General features: G+C 40.9%; 10 protein-coding genes. All 10 read right to left on the minus strand.

The window, feature by feature from the left end; genetic code table 11:
* Window positions 1-3 precede the first annotated feature (3 nt).
* Entirely contained in the window at window positions 4-3,381 is a 3,378-nt protein-coding gene (locus ACNARN_RS02935) for a hypothetical protein (RefSeq protein ID WP_416304117.1), read from the minus strand.
* The gene (locus ACNARN_RS02940; protein WP_416304118.1) at window positions 3,381-6,464 is read right to left on the minus strand and encodes a hypothetical protein; all 3,084 of its coding nucleotides are present in this window, start codon (window positions 6,462-6,464) and stop codon (window positions 3,381-3,383) included. Before ACNARN_RS02940 ends, ACNARN_RS02935 begins: the two co-directional genes overlap by 1 nt.
* Window positions 6,465-6,466: 2 nt before the next feature.
* On the minus strand, window positions 6,467-7,015 hold the full coding sequence (locus ACNARN_RS02945; protein WP_004243338.1) for a hypothetical protein: 549 nt from the start codon (window positions 7,013-7,015) through the stop codon (window positions 6,467-6,469).
* Complete coding sequence (locus tag ACNARN_RS02950; RefSeq protein WP_416304119.1) at window positions 7,015-7,485, minus strand: hypothetical protein; 471 nt, start codon at window positions 7,483-7,485, stop codon at window positions 7,015-7,017. The genes ACNARN_RS02945 and ACNARN_RS02950 overlap by 1 nt, the downstream gene beginning before the upstream one ends.
* 1 nt (window position 7,486) lies before the next feature.
* The gene (locus tag ACNARN_RS02955) at window positions 7,487-9,949 is read right to left on the minus strand and encodes a hypothetical protein (protein WP_416304120.1); all 2,463 of its coding nucleotides are present in this window, start codon (window positions 9,947-9,949) and stop codon (window positions 7,487-7,489) included.
* Window positions 9,949-10,554: a hypothetical protein gene (locus ACNARN_RS02960; RefSeq protein WP_004243342.1), complete on the minus strand. Its 606-nt coding sequence runs from the start codon at window positions 10,552-10,554 to the stop codon at window positions 9,949-9,951. Before ACNARN_RS02960 ends, ACNARN_RS02955 begins: the two co-directional genes overlap by 1 nt.
* Window positions 10,554-10,865 carry a capsid staple protein gene (gene gp10 / locus ACNARN_RS02965; RefSeq protein WP_416304121.1) on the minus strand — a complete coding sequence of 104 codons (312 nt, stop codon included), beginning with the start codon at window positions 10,863-10,865 and terminating at the stop codon, window positions 10,554-10,556. Before gp10 ends, ACNARN_RS02960 begins: the two co-directional genes overlap by 1 nt.
* Window positions 10,866-10,927: 62 nt before the next feature.
* Entirely contained in the window at window positions 10,928-11,269 is a 342-nt protein-coding gene (locus tag ACNARN_RS02970; RefSeq protein ID WP_416304122.1) for a hypothetical protein, read from the minus strand.
* A gap of 8 nt (window positions 11,270-11,277) precedes the next feature.
* Window positions 11,278-11,709: a Bbp16 family capsid cement protein gene (locus tag ACNARN_RS02975; protein ID WP_060555916.1), complete on the minus strand. Its 432-nt coding sequence runs from the start codon at window positions 11,707-11,709 to the stop codon at window positions 11,278-11,280.
* Between the two features lie 58 nt (window positions 11,710-11,767).
* Window positions 11,768-12,748 carry a major capsid protein gene (locus tag ACNARN_RS02980; RefSeq protein ID WP_416304123.1) on the minus strand — a complete coding sequence of 327 codons (981 nt, stop codon included), beginning with the start codon at window positions 12,746-12,748 and terminating at the stop codon, window positions 11,768-11,770.
* Window positions 12,749-12,756: the final 8 nt, after the last annotated feature.

The raw sequence follows: 12,756 nt of genomic DNA on the forward strand, positions 1-12,756 counted from the left end.
CCATTACTTCATCTGTTCTTCGACTTGATTCAATAATGGTGACAAATAAAACAAGTTTTGGAAAGGTAATAGTTTGCGCACAGATCGCACTTCTCTATCATCAAACTCACCGTTTAATACACCTGATGTGATATTTTTAATATCACCGCCAAGGTCAAATGTAGGGCCTAATAATGCACCAATCCCGTTACGGCTTTGATAACGTGATGCTGGTGGCCCACCAAACATAGCACTCATACCATAAGTACCACCGCTAAGGTTTTCCAATACGTTGTTAGGCTCACCTAACCAGCCCATCATTCCTGACCAGTCTAAACCCTCTTTCACTAAGTTAGCCGGTTCGGTATTAATATCACGCCCTGCCATTTTAGCTTTAAGAACATAAACAAGGGATCCAAGCGCTACTTGAAGCAATGCTCCATAGTAAAATGATGCATCACCTGATTGTATGCCTGATACTAAAGCTCTATTGTGAGTAGCAAAGAAGAAGGTTTTAAATTGCATCACCATCTTACCTAGTTCACTGCTCATCATTAATGGTGTATCACCAATGCCTGGTGTTATAACCGTAGTTCTTACATCTTTTAATACTGCTGCCTGAAATGTTTCACGCACAACACGATCATCCCATAAGTGGCTATGTCCTGTTAACATGCCGTCTAAGTCTTCACCATGTCGCTTAAACTGATCTGCTATACGCTTTAGCATTGATTCATCGATACCAATATGAGCCAGCTTCTTTATTTCTCGTTTACTTAGCGTACCACCAGCATCTAAAGTATTTGCCGCTCTCAGCACCTTAGATTGAGTAATAACACCAGACCACATTTTCATAGTATCGGTGTACTGATTCATCAACGTAAGGTTGCCAAATTTCTGTGATGACCACTGTAAACCACGTTCTAAATAGCTACGTCTGCTATATGGATCATTAAGGTCAGCAATCACCTTAGAACGACTTGATAATGCATATTCAAGACCAATACCCATCTCACGTAAATCAGATTTAGCAATACGCATAGCACCGATATCAGTTAGCATTTTACCCAATGGTTTTAACGCACTACGTAAACCATGTTGCATAATCGGACGAGCCATATCAGGCAACGATGATATTGTCATGCCACCTAATAAACGTAAGAAGTTAACGTGACGAGCCACACGACCAGCACGAACAAAGAAAGTAGATGGATCTTTAGGTGCGCCATAAGTTCCTAACAGGCGGTCACGCATAGCACGAATATCACGTAAATCAGCCTTTCTTCGTGCTTCTAATCGACTATGTTCTTTAGGTGTGGTTGCATCAGCAATAAGCTGGTTGTATTCCTCTGTAATCGCTTTGATTTGATTATCCATATCAACACGGCCAAATTTAGCCGTGAGTTCAATTTCAGGTGCAACTTGGCGAATATAGTTTTCCATCACATAGTTAACATCTGATTCGAGATAGTCTTTAATTCGTTCATCAGGAATGTTTAGCGTTCTATCTTTTGTAAAACCAGCTCGTTTAACTAACCCATCAGGGATTAGCTCACTGGGTACAATGCCAGACGGAGCACCAATAATTTTATTAACGATATCATCTGCAGCCGCATCTAACTCTTCACGCTCTAAAGGTGTCATGCGATTTAATGCTGATTGTCTAATTCTGTCATGGCGAGTTAATGAATTCGCAGTTCGTGTTAAACGACGATGTTCATTTCTAAACTTGCGAGGGTTATCAAGAATATCAACGCTACGTTGTAACGCAGGTAATTTATTCTCAGCATCATTAATACGCTGTAATTTTCTTTGTAATGTTGCCTGTCTTCTTGTTTGCGTTTTATTTAACTTAGCAAGGTTAGAAAGTGAATTTAGCTCAACTTCTATCGCATTCTTTTCATTAATGATTTTTTGATATTTATTAATATCATCCATCAATAAGGATTTTTTACCTGACCAACCCTCAGCCTCTTTAATTTCAAGCCCTAAACGTTCAGTTTGTGGTGAAGCGTTACGTGCTTTATCAATACCAATTTCAGCACGATCAAGACTACCTTTGGCTTTATTTATTGAGGTTTGATTAATCTCTTCTAACCAGTCAGCAATGATTTTCTTAAATTCAGTACGATCATTTAAAATTTTGTCGAATTTATAAATTCTAGGGAAATAGCTTTGTGCTGTTGTCACCTTTACACCTTCACGTAAGATCCCTAATTCAACCATTCTATCTTTGGTTGCTTCGACAATAGGTCTAATAGAACGTGCCGCCTCTGCAATTTGTGGTACCGCATGTGTGTCACCGTTACGCATAGCATCACCAACAGCTTCACTAAATTGGTAATAGCTCATATCACGGCCACCAGATTGACGGTATTGTTTAAAGTGGTCTTTCGTTGATTCTACTTGTTTATAAACGAGAGTTTCATAACCTCTCACTTTTGTTTCAACAGCGGTAAATGTCGCAATACCTTCTTCATTTTTAGCAAAGGTAAAGTTATTTTCTGTGAGTTGTTGGTTAATTTGACGCGCTGTTTTAGAGGGAGATTGAGCAACACGGCCAACAGGGCTAACCATCATTGTTCTATTAACAAAAGAGGGTCCTTTTAGTGTCTCTTGTTCAAGTGTGGTATTAGCAACTTCCGCAGCACCAATGCTTCGATCACCAGATTGATTGGCTGGTGGATTATTACTTGGCTGAGGTTCAATAATGTCATTTCTAACTTTATTAATTAACTCACCTCGATTTCTAACTAATTGCGCCGCTGAACCTAAGGTTCCCCCTATCATGGCATCCAGCGTAACGTTAATCGCACTTTCAGTTAATGTTCGTGTTTCTTGGGTACTATGTAATGCCATTTCAGAAGCTACGCCACCAGCAGTATTTGCTAGCGCAAACTTACCTGCTGTTGCACCAACACTACCGCCTTTTACTATTGCACCACCTGGTATCATCATTGCAGCAACATTGATTGGATCAATAACCCCCATTGCTATGCTACTCACAATACCGGCACCGCCTGAATCCATTAATTGCTGTCGGTCGTTCTTCTCACGATCAATGCGTTGTTTTATTGCGGCGGTTTCTTGAGGAGAGTTTGAATGAATAAAGGCATCGGCATAGTCTTCATAGCCTAAAAGCGTTAATTCATCTTCAAATGGGTTATAGCCGTCTACATCTTCAAATTGATTAAAAGGTACAGTAGCAATCAAACTACCCACTGAGTTATCGATACGAAACGCTGCATCACGTAATTCTTTAGTTTGCCGTCTATCATCAAGCGGATTAATAGGGTCATACCAAGACGGTGAAACATTATCACCGTAAGCAGGTTCTGGTTGCTGAACAGCATTAATATCCGCAGATAAAATATCATCAGGTTGTTGTTCGTAAATAGTCATCAGTCTTTCTCCCAAGAAAAATAATTATTGAATTTATTTACTCGCTCATTGTGAGCTTCTTTATATTGCTCACGGATACTTTGACGACGTTCATCAAATTCTGAGCGCGATTTATCCAATGCTTCTTCTCGTTCCCTTTTATCCTGTGCTTCCTTAACGCTTTGTTGGCGTTTTTCCATTACCTCTTTATACATTGGTGATGATGACTGTTCTGGTTTAAAGCGAATAGGCAAGCCGTTATCTCCCGTGTATGGGCGATAAATAGGGATATCATCACTACCGGTTTGTTTTATCATTATGCCGTAGCTGTAATCTCTGGGAGTCACTGCATCAGAGACAATAACGATTTCAGTGCCAGAAGAAGCACCACCAAATGACTTAGACATTAATTGCTTTTTCTCTTCTTCCCATTGGCCAGCAATCCAGTTTCCGGCACCTGATTCATTAATACCGTATACGGCTTCTGGTGCATAACGCATAACTTCTTCACTGCCATTAATATTTGATACTGCCCACGTTCTTTTAATTTGAGCATTAGTCATTTTCTTGGCTAGTTCTGCATCACCGCCTGTTTCAGCAAAGTTAGCATCATACAGCGTTTGATAGTCACGTAAGTAAGCGCCATTTTGAGTACCAGGCTTACTAATGCTTGGTGAAGAGAATGGTTTATACCAAGGGTAAAAATCATTGATATTAGATTGCGCTGCTTTATCTCTATCCTTGATATATCCTTTATCCCTGATTTGAGAAGCGATCATTTGCTTAGTGCGTTCATCTTGTTCAAATGTCGTCTTAAATGCAGTTTCTACCGCTTTCTCATCAGGCATACCTGCACGACTTAAACTATATACTTTTGAGTAATACGCCATTGTGCTTGATGGAATGTCAGTCGCTGATGCCGGATTGTTATCAAATATCTGCCCATACATTTTCGCGATAGGAAGAACAACTTCAGGATCTTTAGACGTTGCCCCCATATTCAATACAGACTTAACTTGTGATGGGATAATCCCTGTTCTTGCTGTAAGTTCAGCAACGGCATTTAAGCTATTAGCATCACGTAAATTAAAGCTCTGCTGAATATATTGTTCAAAGTAATCATCTGCTGCCTGCTGATTATTTTTATCATTAGGATCAAGCGGAAAGTTATTTTGTATGGAAAGTTGTAATCGGTTAGCTGCAAACTGTTTATCTTGTTCCTTGATATTACCTTCAACGAACTTACCAAATTTCTCCCAACGTTGAATTTTGCTTTCGTAGTTTGCTTCACCCGTTTGTGGTCTGATTTGAGATAACAAAGCTTGCTGTGCTTGTGGAGACATCTCTTTAGCTACTGACATAAAACCAGCATAACGTTTAGCTTCTTGCATATCAGCAGACATAGCTGAACCTTTGTCATAGCCAAATGCAGAGATTAATTCATCATGAGTAGGCGCATTAGGTGCTTCAAGTCCTCTTTCCCATGCTGCGTAAGAGTCAGCTACACGAGTACCGAATTGTTGCTGTAACTCACTTTGCTTTTGCTTACGTAGCTGTTCTGCTTGTCGTAAATATTTTGCTTGATCAGCTTCATCTAAGGCATCGAAAGCGGCAGATCCGGTTAATAGTTTTGGTGCTTCTGATGTCGCTTGTAACTCAACGAAACCAAGTGCTGACTGTATTCCCGTTGCTATCTGCTCATCAGTGTAATTAACACGATTACGGCCATTTTCTTTATACATTATCGCTGTCGATAAATGCGTTAAGGTATCAAGATTCGTTAAATCTAATGGCTGATTAGGTGCAACACCAAGGTAATCAGATACATACTCAATGTATGCCTGAGTATCATTATTATCTTCTGGTGGCGCCCAACGATTAATGATCTGCTCTGGTGTAACAAACCCTTGTCGAGCATAAGAAAGTAGATTTTTACCTAATGCTCTAATGCCGTGCTCAGGTGTGGCAAACTTAGCAAATGCACCATCATCACCGGTTTGCCCTACCCATTTATTGCTAGATATACGAATATTACCAGGGTTGTTGTTTCTAACACCTCTTGTATCACCGTTACTAGGTGTATACATATTCTCTTGCTGTTTATGCAGATTATCAGCGTAAGCAGTTGCATCTTCTGGGTTATCAAAAATTCCTAAGTGCTTACCTGTTTGCTCGTATAACGCAATGGCTTCATCATCAGATAACAGCTTGCCATCGTCACTTACGGTAGGTATTAGCACTTCACCATCATCAGTACCAATAGAAATCGTTCTTACTGTACTAATTGAGCCGTCTTCGTTTTTAACTGTTGGTCTATTGAGTAAGTTAATATTGCCCTGCTGGGTCATTCCTTTAACTTTACTAACAGTACCACCATAGAACGCATTATTTCTGGTAGCACCACCAAGGCTTGAAGGTTCTCCATTTCGTTCTAAGAACCCCATATAATCAGCACCGAGTTGATTTTCAATCGCTTTACGAGCAGTTGCCACTTTGAATTCTTGTTTCTTGGCGAGGATCTGCTCTTCACCCCAACCGTGTGATAATCCAAACTCTTCTATTTGCTGAAACACTTGTTTATGTGCAGAGATATAAGCCTGATTATCACCGTACATTGATGCGGCAGACTCTGCATTTAATGTTAGCGTTGATTGAAACTGATCTTGTTCATAAGCTTTGATTTGCCCCATCTCATGACGATTCGCTTGTGATGCAAACTGAACATCCATTTCTTGCGCTTGTTGCATAAAGCTTTGTCGAACAATATCGTCAGGTAATGTTGATGATATTTCACCAGCATAATCACGAAATGACTGCTCATACTCAGACGCTTTACCAATCGCATTTTTACCTTGTTGAGAAAGTAATCCATTTTGTGGATCGGTCATCAGTTCGTTGGCTTTCTGTCGTAGCTGTAATGCGGCATCTTGCGCCAGTGCAACGTTGGCTCTTTGTTTTGCTTCTGCAAATAAACCGACATATTGCTCACCAACACGACCAAATCCAGCGCCAAAAGCATCAGGTGATGATTGAACAGAAAACCCATTATTTGGTAACTGCTCAGGAATAACCGTTCTATTATCGTATGTAGGAACCTTTGGCATGATTAAAATCCTTTTGGTGCTTTAGCAAATGTCTTACCCGCTTTCGCAGCACCTGAGCCACCACCACCGAATGGACTCCATGTACCACCAGCCAACTGATACGCGCCATAAGCTTGAATAGGTGCTGTTAATAACGTTGTCATTGCACCCATATTGCCTGAGCGTCTTGCCATTTTTGCATTAAGGCGATCATTTTCAGCTTGCATACGATAGCCATACGCTTCACGAGAAGCGTTATTAACCATAGTTAACGCATCAAGCTCACCCATTGCGGCAGTATCACCCAAAATATCTAAAGCACCCGCAGTACTTAAATCAATGCCACTGGCTGACATTGTTGCCGCCTGTGTGCCGGCTAATTGGCGAGTACGTCTACGCTGTTCTTGTGCCTGAGCGTTTCCTTTATTAATTGCATCAAGCGCAGCATCTTCATTAATTTTGGCGTTTTGATTGGCCACTGATGCTTGAAATTTACCATCGGTATATTGTCCGTATGCTTGCAATGCAGAAGTACCAATCACTGCAGCTGCTAATGTTGTTGGTTCACACATTATTTAGCCCTCAATGTAAAACGATGGAAAGGTAACTGAAGTAAACCTGCTGGCTTTGCTTCTTCAATCTGAAACCCCAACCAATGGAGCCAAGCCTTAGCAATATGATTACGTTCATCGACATAATTCATCAGTGTTGGGTATTGCCCTAATATCTGTTTTAAGATGGGTTTACAGCGCCGTAGAAAGGTTTTCTGATGTTGCTCTAATAAGTCAGTTCCCACCAACCAAGGAACACCTAAACCAGTCAGTAATGAGCCAGAAGCAACACCAAAAATAGTCACGACTTCATCATTAATAATGCCTGCATAAGCTTTAGTAGAAACAGATAAGCCATGCCGTAATACCTGTTCAGGTGTTTGCATTGACATAGCGTAGAACTCATCAATATCAGCTTGTCTTACATGTGGTAATAAACGAACGATATGTTCATGAGTGGCAAGAATAATTTGTACATGATGTTTTTTCATATCAGAAACCACCAGCATCAATACGCGGAATAACAGAGAGCACCGCTAACGGTAAAGGATCAACCTGTCTAATAAATACACGTCCGTTTTTGCTCCAATCTGCATCTAAATTAATTTCAACAATACCTGTGGCATCATCGACAGGATTGTCGTAAAACTCGAATTGACGTTGAGGATACTCATATAACCGTTCTTTTTCAGTACCAGCCCAAATACCCCGACTACTATTTACAATTAAGCTGGCAACCTTAATAAGCTTCTTCTTATCAAGTAACGTTTCTTGCCCATTGATATGGATATCAAGCGTTTCTAATTCGCTGGTAATAGGTAATCCAATATGTACTACGGCTGATGGTGTATCAATTTCCACTGCACCATTGATGACCATAGCCTGAGGGGAAACGTTAGCGTCAGAAAGAATATTAACCGTCTTACCTTCAAGATGATTTAAGCCAGCAAAGCGATAGCGGGCAATGCTCCATTCAGTCGTTGGCGTATTTTGTAATGCTGGTGGAATATTGCGATTAGCAGAAATAACCACTTGATTTGCAGATACATATTGAACAATCTTACAGCAAAGCTCTTTATGTTCATTATCTTCAAAATAAGGAATATTGACGGCACTACCAATATCAGAAGCACCAAAGACCGGATTGCCTGAAATCACTAATTGATAGTTTTCTTGATAGTTCCACTCACCCGCTCCGCCAGTGATAGTTGCTGTTTGTGATATATCAGTATTTCTACCGTCATAACTTAAGCCAGAATCCACAAAGAAAGCATCTTCTGTACGAGTAAATAAACGGCTAGCCAATCGTTCTACATACCGAACCTGTTTACCGTTTACTGTACGCTGAACAATAAAATAGGCTGAATCTTCATTGCCTTCACTGATCGAACAGGTTGACTCAAATTTCCCTTCTGTCGATTGTGGCGCCCATGCAAAAACTTGTTGTTCTCTTAAATAGGTTAAAGCCAGCATTAACCCATCGTCACGAATGCACCATGCAATAGAATATGGAACCGTAGTAAATGACCAATCAACAATACGGTGGCGTTGAAATAGGTGATTTGCCAACATAGTTAAGTCAGTGCCTTGATACCCATCCACATCAAAGGAATACGATAAATCACGCACGGCACTACCTTTCTCTTGTATATAAAGCGCAATGTTCGCAACAGAGATTGGCGGTAAATCACTTGAACCGTTAGCACCTTGTGATGACATTGAAAAACTGGAAGGTGTAAGTACTTTGTTCTGATCACCCGTGATTTGATATTCACCGCCAGAGGTCAATGCCACCAGCGAACCGACATCAATCAAATGGCGAATCTCATTAACTTGACGACCTGCATACGTGTAGATAATGCGATCATCATCTTGAATAGGATTGTTGCGCCCAAAGTCTTTATAGTCACCGCTACGACTGGCCCATATCGTTTGTGGGTAGGCACGAGAGCCGGCAAAGAATAAACGTTGTTGATAATAAACAACGGTGCTTGGATAACCATCAACATCATTCCACACTGCACGCGCCCATTTATGACTTGCATTATCTTCACCAACGGCATTGGATGGAATATAAGAGATCACCTTTCCTGTGGCTGTTTTACCATCTTCACTTACAGTTTCAATTTTTACGATACCAAAACCACTATGCAGATATTCCCATTGAATACCTGTATCACCACCCCAACCATCCCAGCTCATTCCTTCCGTGTGAGACGGTCTTAATGTTCCTGTTTTACCGCCACTATTGGCACGATAGTAGTTACTGTCAGCACGACGTTGATCATTGAGGTTGGTTGTTTTATCTGTTTCCCATACAGGAACCGCATCAATATCACGTTGCTCTAAATAGAACTGTTTACCTATTTGCTCGGTACCAAAAATATCATGCGTAGAGGTTAACGTAATTTGCCCTGTGCTTGCGCTGGCATAGACTTTCATTACCTTATCGGTATTGATATCTTCAAAGGGACCGTTCTTGGTTTCAACGGAGACTAACTTCCAATCATCATGATCGTAACGCTGTAACTCCATTGGTGGATAATCAGTATGAACTATCGTCATAACATCGGCTGATTGCGTATACTTCAAATCAAACAAATCAGCTTCTTTATAAGGTGTCGCTAATTCAAACACTTCGCCTTTATGTTCACCATCAGCATAGAGAACCTGCCCACCCTCTTTAAACACACGAATATAACGATCACCAAACTCTAACGCATAGGTTTGTACGGTGCTGAATTGGAAAGGAATAAGGCGAGATTTCTTATTTCGATACTTTGTTTCAGCAATAAATCGTGTGCCTGGTCTATTCTCAACGCCACCATATTGACGAACAATAAAGTTATGGCACTTACGCAGTGCTGTTGAATACTTTGCAAGATCAACACGTCCATATAGGCTTGGTGCAATTTCACCGCCTGAAAAACTAGGTTGAATAAGACTAAATGGCATTATGACAACCTCGCTTGTGTGAATTCATCCATATAATCAGTTGGCTCTGCTGACTCACTTAATGAATGTGCGGCCGCGCTTTTAATTACACCTTGGTAAATTTGTAGTGCTTCACCACCAATACCCGCATTTGATGCCAATGGACGAGCCAATTCAGCCGCTAAACGCCATGCAAGCGCATCTTTAAATAATGCATCAAACATATTGACGTCAGTAATACGCGCAACATACTCAAGCCATGCACTAGGATGATCAGTAAAAATTAATCGACCAGTACCGTTTTCATCTGAACCAACATGAAAATGGATTGCTGTATCTGGTCTACGGTACTTTTGATGAGGTTCGACAATGCCAATGGCTTTTAGACAATCATTAGGATAGCGATAGGCATACGCCCAATTAGGTGGGGGATTATTTGTATTGGCTAATGCCACCTTTTTAGTCGCAAAGTTCCAAGGAAAATCGGCCAGCACACTATCACGGCATTGCGCATAATGAAGGTTGCATTGAACGGCTTCTTTGCTGGCTTCAGTCATGCTATTAATTGAACGACTATTACCAATGCGACTTAATGCAATATTGCAAATTTCAATTTCTGAGGCCATTACTCACCCCCATCAAAAAGAACATCTGCCGTTGATTTTGTGTCGCCTGCACCTAGACCCAGATCGGTTATTTGTAACTCTACATATACTGACTTCTTACCTTCACGTTCATTAATGGATTTAGACAGTATTTTGGCAACAGCAGACAGCTCAATACTTTCACCAACATCAGGAATAGAAACGCCTAATTTTTCTATTGTGTCGTTTTCAAGTGAAATACGTAGCCCGTATGGATATTCTTCACGAGTTTCTTTTTCACCTTTGGCATTTTCATAAGTTTCTGTGCTGGTTTTTAGATTGATTAGTTTCATTGGATATCTCTCGGATCAAGTAGAAAAAAAAAAGGGGCTTTCGCCCCCTTTATCATCGGGGGTTAAACCCCAAGTTCTTTCCGCTTTTCATCTATTGCTGTGCGCATTTTATCTGCGCCCATATTGTGATGAGGTGCTTTACCAAATAGCTGGGTATATTGCTCACGAAGCGCATCAAGGCTTGAGTCAATCGCCACACCTGAACCGCTAACAGCAATATTACTTACGCCTTCACCAGTATTATCACCAGCCCCATCAGTCACACTATGAGTATTAAGTCGAGCATCAGCGCCACCAATTAACGCTAAATTATCGCCAGCTATACCGTCGTACTCAACCTCTTCACCGATTTCAAGTAGACGCCCAGCGATAAATGATTTTTTTAAAACCTTATATCGTGACATGTCACACCTTATTGAGTTACAGCATCGTAAATAGGATGAGCATCAACAGTTAGGTTAATACCCGCAGTGAACTTACCCGCCGTTAATGGACCTTCTGCAACAACATATTGCAGGCGCAAATACTTCAGAACGCCTTGAGGTACTTTCGCCACAATACGTTTACCTGCATTTAAATCAGCAATTGGTATTGCCACAGATTCAAAGATAGATTTAGCATCAGAGAATTTATCGTCTGTCGCGGTTTCTAACTTAATTTGAACCGTCGCTTCACCTGCTGCTTTAGCCTGTTCAGTCACTTGTGCAAACAGCTCTAATGGCTCACCAATACCGATATCACGAAATGCGCCATGCACTGGCGTTAAGTCGATAATTTGCTTACTTACAGCAGATGCAGTAACCGCCTGATCCAGTGAAAAAAGCGTTTCTTTATCTAAAATCATTTTGACTATCTCCAAATAAATGAAAGTTAGCGGAGCCGTTAAACGACACCGCAATAACTTATTCCACCTGATCTTCAGTCGTTAAGATGGCATCAACACGGCGAACAGGAATTTCATCGAATGAAACAACTTTCTTACCGGCAACTTCTGCCATAGAAATATTGACGTTTTTGCTGTTTTTAATTTGGCGACGCATCCAGCTACGGATTTGCTGGTTACAATAAAAAACAGGACGCCCCATAGAGAGGTTAGGGATCTTCTCAATTGCTTGAATAAACAAGTCTGGTAAATCGAGTGTGTCCACTTTTTCTGGATCTTTACCAATTTTGGATAAATCAATATTGGCGATACGGACAACATAACGCCAGTCACGAACTGAGATACCATTTTTCCATTGGAAGTGAGTACGAAAGCCTTGGTATTTACCTTTGTTCTCATCTTCTAAAGTAACTTCACCTAAATGGTTTTGTTCTAAACCTGCTTTAGAACCTTTAGGGAAAATACCGTGGACAGTGTTTTCACCCCATACCACTAACCACACAGAAGTTAAGTTACTACCAGTACCACCAGCATCAATGATGTTGACTGCATTCTTTGCTTTCATATCGTTAAAGCGTGCGGCTAAACCCGTAAATCGCTGAGGATGAACCGTAGCATCACCGTAAATAACCGTTTCAGCCATTTGCTGGTTCATTGACTCTAAGAATGCAATTGATTCAGACAATAGAAATTCATTCTTTTGCCCATTCAAGTTAGCAAGGTCTTTATCAACCTCAGAATAGGTTTCCAGCATACCAATCGCATCAGTAACCTGAGCTGTGGTTGATTTGCTTGGTGGTACACCATAGTTAAGCAAACGCCATGTTGCTGACGGCAGACCTGTACGAACGGTTGTACGGTGCCCCGTTGGTAAGTTACCTTCAACGAAAACCATATCATCAAGGATTTCATTAGACTGATTCAGCAATTCGACGATCTTCGCTTGCTTGCTGTCAGGGCCTTGTCGTTTAGCCCAATCAACGAGAGTTAAAGCAGGCATGTTATTTC

It is taken from the genome of Proteus sp. TSJ240517, assembly GCF_047921575.1.
GTDB lineage: Bacteria > Pseudomonadota > Gammaproteobacteria > Enterobacterales > Enterobacteriaceae > Proteus.